General features: G+C 53.5%; 13 protein-coding genes. 9 read left to right on the top strand and 4 right to left on the bottom strand.

The features are described 5' to 3' along the window. Positions 1-42 precede the first annotated feature (42 nt). Complete coding sequence (gene nudE / locus F4V61_RS13805; protein WP_000045728.1) at positions 43-606, bottom strand: ADP compounds hydrolase NudE; 564 nt, start codon at positions 604-606, stop codon at positions 43-45. A 321-nt stretch (positions 607-927) separates the two neighbouring features. Here nudE and igaA point away from each other — a divergent pair, with 321 nt between their 5' ends. The 4 genes from igaA to hslO all read left to right on the top strand — a co-directional run bounded on the left by igaA (position 928) and on the right by hslO (position 5,108). Then, positions 928-3,060, top strand: a complete 2,133-nt coding sequence (gene igaA, locus F4V61_RS13800; protein WP_012210859.1) for an intracellular growth attenuator protein IgaA — start codon at positions 928-930, stop codon at positions 3,058-3,060. A gap of 64 nt (positions 3,061-3,124) precedes the next feature. Next, positions 3,125-3,793, top strand: a complete 669-nt coding sequence (gene yrfG, locus F4V61_RS13795) for a GMP/IMP nucleotidase (RefSeq protein WP_058344954.1) — start codon at positions 3,125-3,127, stop codon at positions 3,791-3,793. A gap of 10 nt (positions 3,794-3,803) precedes the next feature. Next, positions 3,804-4,205, top strand: a complete 402-nt coding sequence (hslR, locus tag F4V61_RS13790; protein ID WP_058344953.1) for a ribosome-associated heat shock protein Hsp15 — start codon at positions 3,804-3,806, stop codon at positions 4,203-4,205. A 24-nt stretch (positions 4,206-4,229) separates the two neighbouring features. Then, on the top strand, positions 4,230-5,108 hold the full coding sequence (gene hslO / locus F4V61_RS13785) for an Hsp33 family molecular chaperone HslO (RefSeq protein ID WP_024132103.1): 879 nt from the start codon (positions 4,230-4,232) through the stop codon (positions 5,106-5,108). A 93-nt stretch (positions 5,109-5,201) separates the two neighbouring features. Here the strand turns inward: hslO and F4V61_RS13780 are convergent, their stop codons facing one another. Beyond that, on the bottom strand, positions 5,202-6,911 hold the full coding sequence (locus tag F4V61_RS13780) for a DUF4153 domain-containing protein (RefSeq protein WP_080160973.1): 1,710 nt from the start codon (positions 6,909-6,911) through the stop codon (positions 5,202-5,204). A 379-nt stretch (positions 6,912-7,290) separates the two neighbouring features. Here F4V61_RS13780 and pckA point away from each other — a divergent pair, with 379 nt between their 5' ends. Next, a complete protein-coding gene (gene pckA, locus F4V61_RS13775) occupies positions 7,291-8,910 on the top strand; it encodes a phosphoenolpyruvate carboxykinase (ATP) (protein WP_001265686.1) in 1,620 nt (539 codons plus the stop codon). A 102-nt stretch (positions 8,911-9,012) separates the two neighbouring features. On the opposite strand, the gene envZ is transcribed toward pckA, so the two are convergent. Together envZ and ompR are read right to left on the bottom strand one after the other, a co-directional pair. Further along, entirely contained in the window at positions 9,013-10,365 is a 1,353-nt protein-coding gene (gene envZ / locus F4V61_RS13770) for a two-component system sensor histidine kinase EnvZ (RefSeq protein WP_012210857.1), read from the bottom strand. Further along, on the bottom strand, positions 10,362-11,081 hold the full coding sequence (gene ompR / locus F4V61_RS13765) for an osmolarity response regulator transcription factor OmpR (protein WP_001157751.1): 720 nt from the start codon (positions 11,079-11,081) through the stop codon (positions 10,362-10,364). The genes envZ and ompR overlap by 4 nt, the downstream gene beginning before the upstream one ends. A 226-nt stretch (positions 11,082-11,307) precedes the next feature. Between ompR and greB the strand changes: the two genes are divergently transcribed. The 4 genes from greB (at position 11,308) to feoB (ending at position 17,300) form a co-directional block, all read left to right on the top strand. Beyond that, on the top strand, positions 11,308-11,781 hold the full coding sequence (gene greB / locus F4V61_RS13760; protein WP_000856692.1) for a transcription elongation factor GreB: 474 nt from the start codon (positions 11,308-11,310) through the stop codon (positions 11,779-11,781). 98 nt (positions 11,782-11,879) lie between these two features. Next, on the top strand, positions 11,880-14,210 hold the full coding sequence (locus F4V61_RS13755) for a Tex family protein (RefSeq protein ID WP_000980651.1): 2,331 nt from the start codon (positions 11,880-11,882) through the stop codon (positions 14,208-14,210). 525 nt (positions 14,211-14,735) lie between these two features. Continuing rightward, on the top strand, positions 14,736-14,963 hold the full coding sequence (feoA, locus tag F4V61_RS13750; RefSeq protein ID WP_001160955.1) for a ferrous iron transporter A: 228 nt from the start codon (positions 14,736-14,738) through the stop codon (positions 14,961-14,963). Positions 14,964-14,981: 18 nt separating this feature from the next. Further along, positions 14,982-17,300 carry a Fe(2+) transporter permease subunit FeoB gene (feoB, locus tag F4V61_RS13745; protein ID WP_000736966.1) on the top strand — a complete coding sequence of 773 codons (2,319 nt, stop codon included), beginning with the start codon at positions 14,982-14,984 and terminating at the stop codon, positions 17,298-17,300. Positions 17,301-17,305: the final 5 nt, after the last annotated feature.

Here is a 17,305-nt window from a genome sequence, read left to right as displayed (position 1 = left end):
GGAGAGACGAACGTTTCCGTAATCCTGGTAAACGCAGCGTCATCAGGCAATCCGTCCCTGCGCTTTCAACCACTCGCGCACCAGAAACAGCGCGCTGACGTTGCGGGCTTCGTTGAAATCGGGTTCTTCCAGCAAATCCATTATATGCGCCATCGGCCAGCGTACCTGCGGCAATGGCTCAGGCTCGTCGCCTTCCAGCGACTCTGGGTAGAGATCTTCCGCTACTACAATATTCATTTTGCTGGAAAAATAAGAGGGCGCCATGCTGAGTTTTTTTAAGAATGTCAGGTTATGTGCGCCAAACCCTACCTCTTCTTTGAGCTCACGGTTAGCCGCTTCAAAAACGGTTTCGCCGGGGTCAATCAATCCCTTAGAGAAGCCCAGCTCATAGGATTCGGTTCCCACCGCATACTCACGAATAAGAATCAGATGCTCATCCACGATCGGCACAATCATTACCGCCTCACGGGTTGATGGTCGCATACGTTCATACACACGACGCACGCCGTTGCTGAACTCCAGATCCACGCTTTCTACGTTAAACAGTCGGGATTGTGCGACGGTTTCCACTTTCAGAATGGTGGGTTTTTGTAATGATTTGCTCATTGTGAGAATCTTTGCAGTGAAATCTGTGGTCATTGTGCGATATACCGCACGGTTTCGGCAATGCGAATTGCTGTTTCTTTACATTTATGTAACGCAATAAAAGTTAATCCTCATTTCAAATTAAAAGTCAATAGGTTGAAATAACTCCAGGAATTTGCTGATATTCCGCTTTTGGTGGTATTGCTATGATTTGCCTTCACTGGGATGCGCTTTACAATGCTCAAGTTCAACTCCACGCTTGCCGATAGCCAACCACAGAAAATGTTTATTGGACAGGGGGCGACTGATCACGCCTGACAGACTTAGTAAGATGGGGAAAGCATGAGCACCATTCTGATTTTTATAGCTGCCTTGCTGGCCTGCTCTCTACTGGCAGTATGGCGGTTCAGGGTAAAGTCCAGACGAGGAAGTTTGCCGTGGATCAGCGCCTTTCAGGACGCGCAAACGCGTAAACTGTTGCCTGAAGAGCGCAGCGCGGTAGAAAACTATCTCGATAACCTTAGCCAGATCCAGCAAGTTCCTGGGCCGACAGGCGCCAGCTCTGCGCCCATCTCGCTGACGCTGAACGCGGAAAGCAGCAGTGTCGTGATACTGAACCACTCCATCACCCGCTACGGCATTACCACTGACGATCCCAATAAATGGCGCTACTATCTCGACTCCGTCGAAGTCCATCTGCCGCCTTTCTGGGAACAGTACATCAATGATGAAAACAATATTGAGCTGATCTTTACAGATACGCTGCCGCTGGTGATCTCTTTAAATGGCCATACGCTGCAAGAGTATATGCAAGAATCGCGCGGTTACGCGCTACAGAATCCTGCCTCTGCGCAGGCGTCTATTCGCGGCGAAGAGAGCGAGCAGATCGAGCTGTTAAACATCCGTCAGGAGACCCATGAAGAATATATGCTCAGCCGTCCGGCTGGCTTGCGCGAAGCGTTGTTAATTGTCACCTCTTTTTTCTTGTTCTTTTTCTGTCTGATAACGCCGGATGTTTTTGTGCCGTGGATGATAGGCGGCGCGATTCTGCTGCTGTCAGCCGGACTTTGGGGACTTTTTGCGCCGCCGTCAAAAAGCGCGCTGCGGGAAATTCATTGCCTGCGGGGAACGCCCCGCCGCTGGGGGCTGTTCGGGGAAAATAATCAGGAACAGATCAACAATATTTCCCTGGGCATCATCGACCTCATTTACCCTGCCCACTGGCAACCCTACATTACGAAGGATCTTGGGCAACAAACGGATATCGATATTTACCTTGATCGCCATGTCGCCCGCCAGGGTCGGTTTTTATCCCTACATGATGAAGTCAAAAACTTCCCGTTGCAGCACTGGCTACGCAGCACCGTCATTGCCATCGGTTCGCTGCTGGTGCTGTTTATGCTGCTGTTCTGGATCCCGCTGGATATGCCAATCAAGTTTACCTTATCGTGGATGAAAGGCGCGCAAACCATTGAGGCGACAACAGTAAAACAGCTTGAAAAGGCTGGCGTGCGGGTGGGCGATACGCTGCACCTGAGCGGTAAAGGAATGTGTAATATTCATTCGGGCGCTACCTGGAGCGGGCAGTCTAACTCACCGTTTATGCCGTTCGATTGCTCGCAAATCATCTGGAATGACGCGCCCGCGCTACCGCTGCCGGAATCAGACCTGGTGAATAAAGCGATGGCGCTAAGCCAGGCGGTAAATCGCCAGCTCCATCCAAAACCCGAAGACGACTCGCGTGTAAGCGCGTCTTTACGCTCTGCGATACAAAAATCGGGCATGGTATTGTTAGATGACTTTGGCGATATTGTCCTGAAGACCGCTGATTTGTGCGCAACGGAAGACGAGTGCGTACGCCTGAAGAATGCGCTGGTTAACCTCGGCAATAGTAAGGACTGGAGCGCACTTGTGAAACGTGCGAACGCCGGTAAACTGGACGGCGTCAACGTGCTGCTACGCCCCGTGAGCGCAGAGTCGCTGGAAAATTTAGTCACGACCTCAACGGCGCCGTTTATTTCTCGCGAGACCGCGCGCGCCGCCCAGTCGCTGAATAGCCCCGCACCCGGCGGATTCCTGATCGTCAGCGATGAAGGCAGCGAACTGGTCGATCAGGCCTGGCCGTCTACGCCGCTGTACGACTATCCCGCGCAGGAACAGTGGAGCGCCTTCCAGCGTCTGGCGCAAACGCTCATGCAGACGCCATTTAGCGCCGAGGGAATTGTCACCAGCGTGTATACCGATGCCAACGGCACACAGCATATCGGCCTGCACCGTATCCCCGATAAATCCGGCTGGTGGCGTTACCTCGGCACCACGCTGCTGATGCTGGCAATGATAGTGAGCGCGGTCTACAACGGCATTCAGGCATTCAGACGTTATCAACGCCACCGTACCCGTATGGCGGACATCCAGGAATACTATGAAAGCTGCCTCAATCCCAGGTTAACCATCTCTCCGGAAAATCTCATCTGATAACGCCGCCGTGCGACAGGGTATGCTACCCTGTCGCGCAAATTGCGTTACCCTGGAGTTCCCCATGCATATTGATATTGACTGGCAAAACGTGGATACCGTTTTGCTGGATATGGACGGCACGCTGCTCGATCTCGCGTTCGATAACTATTTCTGGCAAAAGCTGGTACCGGAAACCTACGGCGCGCAGCAGGGTATTTCGCCGCAGGACGCGCAGGAATATATTCGCCAGCAGTATCATGCCGTACAGCATACGCTAAACTGGTACTGTCTGGATTACTGGAGCGAGCGCCTGGGTCTGGATATTTGCGCCATGACGACGGCGCAAGGGCCGCGCGCCGTTTTGCGCGATGATACCGTACCGTTTCTGAATGCGTTAAAAGCCAGCGGAAAACGTCGGATTCTGCTCACCAATGCACATCCACATAACCTGGCGGTGAAGCTGGAGCATACCGGTCTGGCCTCACACCTTGATTTATTACTTTCCACCCACACATTTGGTTATCCCAAAGAGGATCAGCGGTTATGGCGCGCTGTCACTGAGGAAACGGGAATAAGCGCAGAGAAAACGCTGTTTATCGATGACAGCGAACCGATTCTCGACGCCGCCGCCCGGTTTGGTATTCGCTACTGTCTTGGCGTGACGAATCCTGATTCCGGCCTGGCGGAAAAGCAGTATACGCGCCATCCGTCTCTGAACGACTACCGCTGTCTGATCCCCTCGCTCATGTGAAGGAGACGCCATGAAAGAAAAGCCCTCCGTTGAGGTCAGACTGGATAAATGGCTATGGGCCGCGCGTTTTTATAAAACCCGCGCGCTGGCCCGCGAAATGATTGAAGGCGGTAAGGTGCATTACAACGGGCAGCGCAGTAAGCCGGGCAAAATCGTTGAGCTGAACGCAACCCTTACCCTGCGTCAGGGAAATGACGAACGGACGGTTATCGTTAAAGCCATCACCGAACAGCGCCGTCCGGCAAGCGAAGCCGTCGCTCTGTATGAAGAGACGGCGGAGAGTGTGGAAAAGCGCGAAAAAATGGCGCAGGCGCGTAAGCTTAACGCCCTGACCATGCCGCATCCGGACAGGCGACCGGACAAGAAAGAACGCCGCGACCTGTTACGATTTAAACACGGCGACAGCGAATAACTGTCACCCGCAAGAGAGATGATTATGCCGCAACATGACCAATTACATCGTTATCTGTTTGAAAACTTTGCCGTTCGCGGCGAGCTGGTGACCGTTTCGGAAACCCTGCAACAGATCCTCGACCATCATAACTACCCGCAGCCGGTAAAAACCGTACTGGCCGAATTGCTGGTCGCCACTAGCCTGCTGACCGCGACGCTGAAGTTTGCCGGTGACATTACGGTACAGCTCCAGGGCGACGGGCCGTTAAGCCTGGCGGTGATCAATGGCAATAATCAGCAGCAGATGCGCGGCGTGGCTCGCGTTCAGGGCGACATCCCTGACAATGCGGATCTCAAGACGCTGGTTGGCAACGGCTATCTGGTGATCACCATTACCCCGGAAGAAGGGGAACGCTATCAGGGCGTGGTGGGTCTGGAAGGCGATACTCTGGCGGCGTGCCTGGAAGATTACTTCCTGCGCTCCGAGCAGTTGCCGACGCGCCTGTTTATCCGTACCGGCGATGTCGACGGTAAACCAGCGGCAGGTGGAATGTTGCTCCAGGTGATGCCGGCACAGAACGCGCAAGCGGAGGATTTCGACCATCTGGCCATGTTGACGGAAACCATTAAAAGTGAAGAGTTGCTGACGCTACCGGCAAATGACGTGCTGTGGCGTTTGTATCACGAAGAAGAGGTCACGCTCTACGATCCGCAAGATGTTGAGTTCAAATGCACCTGTTCACGCGAACGTTGCGCGGGCGCGCTGAAAACATTGCCGGATGAAGAAGTGGACAGTATTCTGGCGGAAGAAGGCGAAATCGATATGCACTGCGATTACTGCGGCAATCATTACCTGTTCAATGCGATGGATATCGCGGAGCTCCGAAATAACGCCTCCCCTGCCGATCCACAGGTACATTAATCGCCTCTTATCCGGCGTGGTCATTGCCTGATGGCGCTGCGCTTATCAGGCCTACCGACATTCCTGGTCCGTAGGACTGATAAGGCAAAAAGCTTACTCGTTGTAGTAATTCACATCCAACCGCTTACCATCAACAATGATATCGCGCCAGGCTTTGGGAGCTGAGTCTAACCGATGCCCGGCAATCGCGCGCAAAAGTTGCGTCTTAGAAAACCCGTCCGGCAATCGGGCGAACGCTTTCTGCGTCCATTTCCCCTCTTTTAAGCCGTAGACCTGACTCTCGGCAACAATAAAGTTATACAGCACCTGCTCAGGCTGACCGTCGCCGTTAAGCTCCTGACTCACCAGCACGCAGGCATCCGGTTCAAGGCATGAATCGTCCGAATAACTCTGCTCTTTGACAAACGCCCAAAATGCGGCATCCGGCTTCTGGCTACCGGGCGCAATCATCACCACCCGCGCTAAATCGTCCGCCGTCGGAGAGACCTTATTTCTCTGCAAAAACGTCATCAGTTCACGATTGCGCTTTCTGTTCTGCGTAAACGCCTCGTCATCCCGCAACGATTTCAGCGCTTCCTGGCCAGGTTTGCCGCTGTGATCCAGCATATACAGGCTGATCTGATCCGCAGTAATTTTACCGCTATGGTAACGAGCCATATGGCTGTTGACGCTAATACGCCAGACATCAAGTACAGGCGAGGCCAGCAACAGCAATATCACCAGCGTCAACAAAGAGACGCTCAGTATCACCTTACCTTGCCACTCACCAGGGTCGCGTCCGCGGCGTAACAGACCGATCAGATAACCGAAGGACCATACCAGCAAGACAGACACCGTCAGCGCGCCATACAGACGATCCGGCGTCCAGCCGTATTGCTGAATGCGTACCCATAACGCCCAGCCCGCCAGCAGCATATATATCGGGGCAACGCACAGCGAAGCGCTAATCATGCCGCGTAGTACGCGCGGATAGGGTAATACGCGTTTTTGCGGTTCGTTGACAATCGCCACGAGGAGCAGCAGCATCAGCGTCAGCGTGAATAGCAGCCCCGCAGCGGAAACACGCGCAGAAATCGCCTCCAGTCCGGTAAAGGGTAACGTCACAATAAACAGTAATGCCAGCAGCGACACCACTGGCAGTAAACCCGTCGCGATCAGCGTCAGCAGCTTTTGCACCGCCGCCACAAGGCGCGACTGCGTGCGGGCGAGAATGACCGCCAGCGCAGTAATCAGGCCGATGGTCACATAAATAAAGCCTTCAGTTTCAAAGAAAAGGGTGCTGAAAAAGCGGATGCCCACCAGCCTGAATAGCGCGCTCCAGAGCAGGAGAACCAGCCAGAACAGTCCGTTAGCGACCAGAGCGATAAACAATGTCAGTACGTTATGCCATAACTGCATATAAAACTGGAGATAACGCGCCGAACCAGTTTGCGGATGCAACTGATATTGTATCCAGGGCAATACCAGCATCGCCATAAACACAAGCCGGAGACCATACTGCCAGAGGAGATCGACCTGGCGCCATTTATCCATCGCCTCAGCCTGCCATTTCAGCCAGCCGCTCATTGCCAGCACTACAACGAAGATTAGCGCCAGCCACCCCCATAGCGCGCCCTGTTTAAAAGAGACCACGGTAAGCAATAGCATTGACGACAACGCTATCGTCGCGGGCATACCATAGAACAGCCAGTCGCTATTTTGCGGTACCAGCCAGGCCATCAGCAGGTAACACAATACTCCCTGTAGCAAACCGGTGAGCATCATACCCCAGCGAGTAGTACGTGAAAGCGCTACACTTTCCATGTCGTTATCCAGAGTGATGAGAAAACCTTATTATCGCATCATCTCTTCACCGCCAGGCGTCGTCATGCATAATTCAGAAAAAAACGCAGAGAGGTGAATCGATATTGTTAGTATTGGCGTTACGTAACTTTCTTACGTGAATGCGATTACAGTCACATTATGTCGGTCAAAAACACTTCTTTTTAACGTTTTAAGAACATTTTCCACAACAAAAGTAGGTTTCCTGCCATAATAACCGCCGCTGCGTGACAGGAGTCACAGTGTTTTTCGTCAATCGTGATTTTGTCCAGATACGTAAATCTATGAGCCTTGTCGCGGTTAACCAACCTCAAAAAACCTTACTATTTCCGGTAATACATATTGGCTAAGGAGCAGTGATATGCGCGTGAACAATTTAACCCCGCAAGATCTCAAGGCTTATGGTATCAATGACGTCCAGGATATCGTTTACAATCCCAGTTACGACACCCTTTATCAGGAAGAACTTAATCCTGGTCTGGAGGGCTATGAGCGTGGCGTGTTAACTAACCTGGGCGCCGTTGCCGTTGATACCGGTATTTTTACCGGTCGTTCGCCCAAGGATAAGTATATTGTTCGCGACGACACCACGCGTGATACGCTCTGGTGGTCCGATAAGGGGAAAGGTAAAAACGATAATAAGCCGCTCTCCCAGGAAACCTGGCAACACCTGAAAGATCTGGTGACGCATCAGCTTTCCGGTAAACGCTTATTCGTTGTTGATGCGTTCTGCGGCGCAAATGCCGATACGCGTCTTTCCGTACGCTTTATTACGGAAGTCGCCTGGCAGGCCCACTTCGTTAAAAATATGTTCATTCGCCCAACGGATGAAGAGCTGGTGAATTTCAAGCCTGATTTTATCGTCATGAACGGCGCGAAATGCACTAACCCACAGTGGAAAGAGCAAGGGCTGAACTCGGAAAACTTCGTGGCGTTCAACCTGACTGAACGTATTCAGCTCATTGGCGGCACCTGGTACGGCGGCGAAATGAAAAAAGGGATGTTCTCAGTAATGAACTACCTGCTGCCGCTGAAAGGCATCGCGTCGATGCACTGTTCCGCCAACGTCGGTGAAAAAGGCGATGTCGCGGTCTTCTTCGGCCTTTCCGGTACCGGAAAAACCACGCTGTCCACCGATCCGAAACGCCGTCTGATTGGCGATGATGAGCACGGTTGGGATGACGACGGCGTGTTCAACTTTGAAGGCGGCTGCTACGCCAAAACCATCAAGCTGTCGAAAGAAGCGGAACCAGAAATTTATCACGCGATTCGCCGCGATGCGTTGCTGGAAAACGTCACCGTGCGCGAAGACGGTACTGTTGATTTCGACGATGGTTCCAAAACCGAAAATACCCGCGTCTCTTACCCGATCTATCACATTGATAATATCGTTAAGCCCGTGTCCAAAGCAGGTCACGCCACGAAGGTTATCTTCCTGACTGCGGATGCTTTCGGCGTGCTGCCGCCGGTTTCCCGTTTAACCGCTAACCAGACGCAGTATCACTTCCTGTCTGGTTTCACCGCTAAACTGGCCGGCACCGAACGCGGCGTCACCGAACCGACCCCCACCTTCTCCGCCTGCTTCGGCGCCGCGTTCCTGTCGCTGCACCCGACGCAGTATGCTGAAGTCCTGGTGAAACGTATGCAGGCGGCGGGCGCGCAGGCTTATCTGGTTAACACAGGCTGGAACGGCACCGGCAAACGTATCTCCATTAAGGATACGCGCGCGATTATCGACGCCATTCTGAACGGTTCTCTTGATAACGCGGAAACCTTCCGTCTGCCGCTGTTCGATCTGGCTATCCCGACTGAACTGCCGGGCGTAGATACCCGCATTCTCGACCCACGTAACACCTATGCGTCGCCGGAACAATGGCAGGAAAAAGCCACCGCGCTGGCGAAGCTGTTCATTGAGAACTTCGAGAAGTACACGGATACTCCGGCAGGCGAAGCGCTGGTTACCGCCGGACCAAAGCTGTAAGGAATACGCCGGATGGCGGCTTTGCCTTATCCGGCCTACGACGTGCGAAACGCCAACCCGGAATCCGACGTTGAGAAAAAGGGAGGCTAATGCCTCCCTTTCTTATGCCTCTTTTGTGGCCCCCTGAACGCGAGCCACAGGAACAGGCAGCCAGGCGCGAATCGACAATCCGCCACGCTCGCTGGTGCCAATCTCCAGCATACCGTTATGGTTATCGATAATGCGCTGCACAATCGCCAGGCCCAGCCCAGTGCCGCTGGTGCTGCGGGCGCTGTCACCGCGCACAAAAGGCTGGAACAGATTTTTACGCTGCTCCGGCTTAATGCCAGGCCCGTCATCCTCTACCTGGAACCAGGCGCGATGCGACTCGGTGCCGCTGCTGACCTTAATCCAGCCGTTGCCATAACGGGCAGCATTGACCACCATATTCGCTACCGCGCGCTTAATAGATAGCGGGTGCATTTTCACCTGAATGCTGCCTGCCTGAAGCGCTGTATTAATTTCACGCTCATAGCCGCTTTCCGCCGCAATCACTTCACCCAGTACGGAATTGAGATCCGCCATCTCCATCGGCATTTCCTGACCGGTACGCAGATAGTCAATAAACTGTTCGATAATGGCGTTACACTCTTCGATGTCTTTATTAATCGACTCCGCGAGATAACCATCTTCCTCACCCATCATCTCCGTCGCCAGGCGAATACGGGTCAGCGGCGTGCGCAAGTCGTGGCTGACGCCCGCCATCAATAGCGTGCGGTCATCAGCCAACTGTTTCACGCCGGCTGCCATATGGTTAAACGCACGGGTAACAGAGCGCACCTCAGAGGCACCATATTCACGCAACGGCGGCGGAATAATGCCCTTCCCTACCTGTAAGGCAGCATGTTCAAGATCCACTAACGGTCGGTTCTGTATGCGGATAAACAGCCACGCGCCGCCTATCGCCAGTAGCATGATCGCCAGCGTGTAACGGAACAGCGGAGAAAAATCGCCCTGATGAATCTCGGTCAGCGGTACGCGCACCCAGATATTGGGCGACAGCCAGGTTTTCAGCCACACAACGGGCGAGCTTTTGTTGACCTCAACGCGTACTTCCGTCGGGCCGCCAAGCTGCTGCGCCATCTGATGGCTTAAAAATTCGTAGTGTTGCGCCCAACGCAGTCCGGCCTCTTCAGCAGCTTCGTTGGAGTAGAGAGAAATCCCCAGTTCGCGATAAATTTCCCGGCGAAACGCAGGAGGCACCACTAACTGCGTACCGTCCTCCAGTTGCAGCTTATCGGTCATCAGCATACGGACTTCGTAAGCCAGAACCTTATTAAACTGCTGGAGGCTCGGTAAAATCGCGAAGTTCAGCACCACCAGGTAGGTCGTCACCAGGCTGACGAACAGCAAGGTGACGATAAGCAACAGCGTGCGGGCAAATGAACTTCGCGGCGAGAAGCGCATTCGCCTCATGCTTTAGAACCGTCCGGTACAAAAACGTAGCCCAGCCCCCACACGGTCTGAATATAACGCGGATGCGCCGGATCTTCTTCCACCATACGACGTAGACGGGAGATCTGGACGTCGATGGAACGCTCCATTGCGGAATACTCGCGACCACGGGCCAGGTTCATCAGCTTATCGCGAGAGAGCGGTTCGCGCGGATGGCTGACTAACGCTTTCAGTACTGCAAATTCACCGCTAGTTAACGGCATCGGTTCATCTTCGCGGAACATCTCGCGGGTACCGAGGTTCAGTTTAAACTTACCGAACGCGATGACGGCCTCTTCCTGCGACGGCGCGCCTGGCAGTTCGTTTGCCTGACGGCGCAGTACCGCGCGGATACGGGCCAGCAGCTCACGCGGGTTAAACGGTTTAGGAATGTAGTCATCAGCGCCAATTTCCAGTCCGACGATACGGTCAACCTCTTCCCCCTTCGCCGTGACCATAATGATCGGCATTGGATTACTTTGGCTACGCAGGCGGCGACAAATCGACAAACCATCTTCACCAGGCAGCATTAAATCCAGTACCATGAGATGGAAAGATTCACGAGTTAGCAGACGATCCATCTGCTCGGCGTTAGCGACGCTTCGAACCTGGAAGCCCTGCTCGGTCAGATAACGTTCCAGTAGCGCCCGCAGACGCATATCGTCATCAACCACCAGAATCTTATAATTCTCTTGCATTGTCTGTACTCCCAAAGGTTCGCAACAAATGTAAGTGTGTATTCTTAAAAATGCTCACGTGAGTCACCAGCGAATTCTGGTATGAATTTCAGACTAAATTGTTACAAAGCATATTTAACAGCAGCTTAAATATACAATTAATCGGCAAACACATTATTTATTCTGTCGGGATGATCACGTTATACCCCATGTGCGCAATGTCCGACTGCAAAGGTACATCAACGAGATGAAAACGCCCCTGATCACCCGCGAAGGGTACGAAACACTCAAACAAGAGCTCAATTATCTCTGGCGTGAAGAGCGCCCGGAAGTCACCAAAAAAGTAACTTGGGCTGCGAGTCTGGGCGACCGCAGCGAGAATGCCGACTATCAGTATAATAAAAAGCGCCTGCGTGAGATCGACAGACGCGTCAGATATCTGACCAAATGCATGGAAAATCTCAAAATCGTGGATTATGCCCCGCAGCAGGAGGGCAAAGTCTTCTTCGGCGCCTGGGTGGAAATTGAAAATGACGACGGCGATACTCTGAAGTTCCGCATTGTCGGCTACGATGAAATTTTCGGACGTAAGGATTACATCTCTATCGACTCGCCGATGGCGCGGGCGCTACTGAAAAAAGAAGTGGGCGATCTGGCGGTGGTCAACACGCCGGTCGGCGAAGCAAACTGGTACGTCAACGCGATTGAATACGTCAAATGAGACAAGAAGAATCCTAAGCCCCCGCTGATGGCTGGCATTTTTGTCAGCCAATCCGTATAACTATCCCCTGATTTTTATCCTGAAGACGAAGCTAACCCATGATGAATGATTCTTTCTGCCGCATTATTGCAGGTGAAATCCAGGCACATGCCGGGCAGGTTGAGGCTGCCGTTCGCCTGCTTGACGAAGGGAACACCGTGCCGTTTATCGCACGTTATCGTAAAGAAATCACCGGCGGTCTGGATGACACGCAGTTGCGTAACCTGGAAACACGTCTGGGCTATCTGCGTGAACTGGAAGACAGGCGTCAGGCCATCCTCAAGTCCATTTCCGAACAAGGCAAGCTGACCGATGAGCTGGCTAACGCCATTAACGGTACGTTAAGTAAGACCGAGCTCGAAGACCTCTACCTGCCCTATAAACCTAAACGCCGCACTCGTGGACAAATCGCCATTGAAGCCGGCCTTGAGCCGCTGGCCGATCTTCTCTGGAATGAGCCGTCCCACGATCCTGACGTAGAAGCGGCAAAGTATATTGATGCCGACAACGGTGTGGCGGACACGAAAGCCGCGCTCGACGGCGCACGTTACATCCTGATGGAGCGCTTTGCCGAGGACGCCGCATTGCTGGCGAAAGTGCGTGACTATCTGTGGAAGAACGCCCATCTGGTCGCCACGGTGGTAAGCGGCAAAGAGGAAGAAGGCGCAAAATTCCGCGACTATTTCGACCATCATGAGCCCATTGCCAACGTCCCGTCTCACCGTGCGCTGGCAATGTTCCGTGGTCGTAACGAAGGCATTCTGCAACTTTCACTCAATGCCGACCCGCAGTTTGATGAGCCGCCGAAAGAAAGCCACTGCGAGCAAATCATCCTGGACCACCTCGGCCTGCGTCTGAATAACGCCCCGGCGGATAGCTGGCGCAAAGGCGTAGTGAGCTGGACGTGGCGTATCAAAGTCTTAATGCACCTCGAAACCGAACTGATGGGTACCGTGCGTGAACGTGCGGAAGACGAAGCGATTAACGTGTTCGCGCGTAATCTGCACGACCTGCTGATGGCGGCCCCCGCTGGCCTGCGCGCCACAATGGGCCTTGATCCTGGCCTGCGTACCGGCGTAAAAGTCGCTGTCGTTGACGGCACCGGCAAGCTGGTGGCGACCGATACTATTTATCCGCATACCGGTCAGGCGGCCAAAGCGGCTACCGTCATCGCCGCGCTGTGCGAAAAATACCATGTCGAACTGGTAGCTATTGGCAACGGCACGGCATCACGCGAAACCGAACGCTTCTATCTTGAGGTGCAGAAACAGTTCCCGAACGTGACGGCGCAGAAAGTGATCGTCAGCGAAGCGGGTGCGTCCGTCTACTCGGCCTCCGAGCTGGCGGCACAGGAATTTCCGGATCTGGATGTTTCCCTGCGCGGCGCGGTTTCCATTGCCCGCCGTCTACAGGACCCGCTGGCCGAACTGGTGAAAATCGATCCGAAATCGATCGGCGTCGGTCAGTATCAGCACGATGTCAGCCAGACCCAACTGGCCCGTAAACTGGATGCGGTGGTAGAAGACTGCGTAAACGCCGTCGGCGTCGATTTGAATACCGCCTCCGTGCCGCTGCTGACCCGCGTCGCGGGCTTAACGCGCATGATGGCGCAGAACATCGTTGCCTGGCGCGATGAGAACGGCCAGTTCCAGAACCGCCAGCAACTGTTGAAGGTGAACCGTCTGGGGCCGAAAGCGTTTGAGCAGTGCGCAGGCTTCCTGCGTATTAACCATGGAGATAACCCGCTGGATGCGTCTACCGTTCACCCGGAAGCCTATCCAGTTGTCGAACGTATTCTGGCGGCGACACAGCAAGCGCTAAAAGATCTGATGGGCAACAGCAGCGAGTTGCGTCACCTCAAGGCCGCCGATTTTACCGACGATAGATTCGGCGTGCCGACCGTCACCGATATCATTAAAGAGCTGGAAAAACCGGGCCGCGACCCGCGTCCGGAGTTTAAAACCGCGCAGTTCGCCGATGGAGTCGAAACCATGAACGACCTGCTGCCGGGCATGATTCTGGAAGGGGCGGTCACTAACGTCACCAACTTCGGCGCGTTTGTTGATATCGGCGTGCATCAGGACGGTCTGGTTCACATTTCTTCCCTGGCGAATAAGTTCGTCGACGATCCGCACACCGTGGTAAAAGCGGGCGACATCGTAAAAGTGAAGGTGTTGGAGGTTGATCTGCAACGTAAGCGTATTGCGCTGACGATGCGTCTGGACGAACAGCCCGGCGAAACCACCGCTCGCCGCGGCGGCGGTAATGACCGCGCTCAGGGTAACCGCCCGGCAACAAAAGCGGCCAAACCACGCGGTCGCGACGCCCAGCCAGTCGGTAACAGCGCCATGATGGACGCGCTGGCAGCCGCAATGGGGAAAAAACGCTAATCGCCTGTAGGCCGGGTAAGGCGTTTACGCCGCCATCCAGCATAATCATTGCCTGATGGCGCTGCGCTTATCAGGCCTGGCGACGCTCTCAGCCCATAGGCCGGATGAAACCTTATCTGGCCTATGGTTTTACAATACCTCCGCCCCTTTCATTTTTAATTAACAATTAAAATTTATCGATTAGAATCTGTTAATTAATTCTCTTCCGCTATCTGCATTATTAATTATCAGTTTATTAACAGATGAAACTTTAATTAAACATTAAAAATGGTGAATATTTGCACATCACGGGTATTTGCAAAAAGACAAATAAAATAAATGTTGAGCCATATCAACATCGGCGCAAATTATCACGCAATTGTACATTCCGTCACATTTTAACCATTGAAGATAGAAACCATTCTCATTATCATTGTGTTGTTGATTATTTACTCTTTCCTTCGTTGGCTAAACATCGGGTCTCCTGCCGCCCCACTGAGCGCTGCATGAGGTATACATCCAGTTAGCAAGAAACAAGTAGGTCGTATGCAATTCACTCCTGACACTGCGTGGAAAATCACCGGCTTTGCGCGTGAAATCAGCCCGGCGTATCGTCAAAAACTGCTTTCGCTCGGCATGTTGCCCGGCTCTTCATTTAATGTCGTCCGTGTCGCGCCCTTAGGCGATCCGATCCATATCGAAACACGACGCGTGAGTCTGGTATTACGTAAAAAGGATTTGGCGTTAATAGAAGTGGAAGCGGTTTCCTGTTAATACAGTGAGTCTATAAAAATGAAAAAATTAACCATTGGTTTAATTGGTAATCCTAATTCCGGCAAGACCACCTTATTTAACCAACTCACCGGCGCGCGTCAGCGCGTGGGGAACTGGGCTGGCGTCACCGTTGAGCGTAAAGAAGGCCAGTTCGCGACAACTGACCATCAGGTCACGCTGGTGGATTTACCCGGCACCTATTCACTGACGACCATCTCGTCACAAACTTCTCTCGACGAACAGATCGCCTGCCACTACATCCTGAGCGGCGATGCCGACCTGTTGATAAACGTTGTGGACGCCTCCAATCTGGAGCGCAACCTCTATCTGACGCTGCAACTGCTGGAGCTGGGTATTCCCTGTATTGTCGCGCTCAACATGTTGGATATCGCCGAAAAGCAGCAGGTTCGTATTGATGTCGACGCATTGTCCATGCGTCTTGGCTGTCCTGTCGTACCGCTGGTATCGACTCGCGGTCGCGGTATTGAGGCGCTGAAACTGGCTATTGACCGTCATAACGTTAACGACAACGTCGAACTGGTGCATTATGCTCAACCGTTGCTGCGCGAAGCGGATTTCCTGGCCGACGCGATGGCCCAAGAGATGCCTTTGCAACAGCGCCGCTGGCTGGGTCTGCAAATGCTGGAGGGTGATATCTACAGCCAGGCTTATGCGGGCGAGGCGGCGCAAAACCTGGACACCTCTCTTGCCCGCCTGAAGGACGAAATGGACGATCCGGCGCTGCATATCGCCGACGCCCGTTACCAGTGCATCGCCGCTATTTGCGACGTGGTAAGCAATACCCTGACAGCCGAACCCAGCCGCTTTACCACGGCGGTAGATAAAATTATCCTCAACCGCTTCCTCGGCTTACCGATTTTTCTGTTCGTAATGTACCTGATGTTCTTGCTCGCTATTAACATCGGCGGCGCGTTGCAACCCTTATTTGATGCTGGTTCCGTCGCCATTTTTATTCATGGCATTCAGTGGATTGGCTACACTCTGCACTTCCCGGATTGGTTAACCATCTTCCTGGCGCAAGGCCTTGGCGGCGGGATCAATACCGTCCTGCCGCTGGTGCCGCAGATCGGGATGATGTACCTGTTCCTCTCCTTCCTCGAAGACTCCGGCTATATGGCGCGCGCGGCCTTTGTCATGGATCGCCTGATGCAGGCGCTGGGGCTGCCGGGTAAATCGTTCGTACCGCTGATTGTCGGCTTTGGCTGTAACGTGCCTTCTGTGATGGGCGCCCGCACGCTTGACGCCCCGCGCGAACGCCTGATGACCATCATGATGGCGCCGTTTATGTCCTGCGGCGCGCGTCTGGCGATTTTCGCCGTCTTTGCCGCCGCCTTCTTCGGGCAAAACGGCGCGCTGGCGGTCTTCTCGCTGTACGTGCTGGGTATTGTCATGGCGGTATTAACCGGCCTGATGCTGAAACATACTATTATGCGCGGCGAAGCCTCTCCATTTGTGATGGAGTTGCCGGTTTATCACGTACCGCATATCAAGAGCCTTATTATCCAGACCTGGCAACGCCTGAAAGGTTTTGTCCTGCGCGCCGGTAAAGTCATCATCATTGTCAGTATCTTCCTGAGCGCGTTTAACAGCTTCTCGCTAAGCGGAAAAATCGTCGACAACATTAATGACTCCGCCCTCGCCTCTGTGAGTCGAGTGATCACGCCAGTCTTTAAGCCGATCGGTGTCCATGAGGATAACTGGCAGGCAACCGTGGGTCTGTTTACGGGCGCGATGGCGAAAGAAGTTGTCGTCGGTACGCTGAACACACTCTACACCGCCGAAAATATTCAGGACGAAGCGTTTAATCCTGCCGACTTTCACCTCGGCGATGAACTGCTGGGCGCAGTTGACGATACCTGGCAAAGCCTGAAAGACACCTTTAGCCTGAGCGTACTGGCTAACCCGATCGAAGCAAGTAAAGGCGACGGCGAAATGGCGACCGGGGCGATGGGCGTGATGGATCAAAAATTCGGCAGCGCCGCGGCGGCGTACAGCTACCTGATTTTCGTTCTGCTTTACGTACCGTGCATCTCGGTGATGGGCGCTATCTCCCGCGAGTCCAGCCGCGGCTGGATGAGCTTCTCAATCCTGTGGGGGCTGAATATCGCCTATTCGCTCGCAACGCTGTTTTATCAGGTTACCAGCTTCAGTCAGCACCCGACATACAGCCTGATCTGCATTCTGGCGGTGATTGTCTTTAACATTGTGGTGTTAAGCCTGTTGCGCCGCGCCCGCAGCCGTGTGGACATTAAACTGTTGGCAACCCGCAAAAACGTCAGCTCCTGTTGTTCGGACACGGCGGGCAATTGTCACTAAGGGAT

Source organism: Salmonella enterica subsp. arizonae, from assembly GCF_008692845.1.
Classification (GTDB): Bacteria; Pseudomonadota; Gammaproteobacteria; order Enterobacterales; family Enterobacteriaceae; genus Salmonella; species Salmonella arizonae.
The sequence above is the reverse complement of the archived record's forward strand: the minus strand, read 5'-3'. Positions and strand labels throughout refer to the sequence as shown.

Excerpts from the sequence above, each read along its gene's own strand:
- nudE (WP_000045728.1), bottom strand. The coding sequence starts at position 606 with ATGAGCAAATCATTACAAAAACCCACCATTCTGAAAGTGGAAACCGTC.
- igaA (WP_012210859.1), top strand. The coding sequence starts at position 928 with ATGAGCACCATTCTGATTTTTATAGCTGCCTTGCTGGCCTGCTCTCTA.
- yrfG (WP_058344954.1), top strand. The coding sequence starts at position 3,125 with ATGCATATTGATATTGACTGGCAAAACGTGGATACCGTTTTGCTGGAT.
- hslR (WP_058344953.1), top strand. The coding sequence starts at position 3,804 with ATGAAAGAAAAGCCCTCCGTTGAGGTCAGACTGGATAAATGGCTATGG.
- hslO (WP_024132103.1), top strand. The coding sequence starts at position 4,230 with ATGCCGCAACATGACCAATTACATCGTTATCTGTTTGAAAACTTTGCC.
- F4V61_RS13780 (WP_080160973.1), bottom strand. The coding sequence starts at position 6,911 with ATGGAAAGTGTAGCGCTTTCACGTACTACTCGCTGGGGTATGATGCTC.
- pckA (WP_001265686.1), top strand. The coding sequence starts at position 7,291 with ATGCGCGTGAACAATTTAACCCCGCAAGATCTCAAGGCTTATGGTATC.
- envZ (WP_012210857.1), bottom strand. The coding sequence starts at position 10,365 with ATGAGGCGAATGCGCTTCTCGCCGCGAAGTTCATTTGCCCGCACGCTG.
- ompR (WP_001157751.1), bottom strand. The coding sequence starts at position 11,081 with ATGCAAGAGAATTATAAGATTCTGGTGGTTGATGACGATATGCGTCTG.
- greB (WP_000856692.1), top strand. The coding sequence starts at position 11,308 with ATGAAAACGCCCCTGATCACCCGCGAAGGGTACGAAACACTCAAACAA.
- F4V61_RS13755 (WP_000980651.1), top strand. The coding sequence starts at position 11,880 with ATGATGAATGATTCTTTCTGCCGCATTATTGCAGGTGAAATCCAGGCA.
- feoA (WP_001160955.1), top strand. The coding sequence starts at position 14,736 with ATGCAATTCACTCCTGACACTGCGTGGAAAATCACCGGCTTTGCGCGT.
- feoB (WP_000736966.1), top strand. The coding sequence starts at position 14,982 with ATGAAAAAATTAACCATTGGTTTAATTGGTAATCCTAATTCCGGCAAG.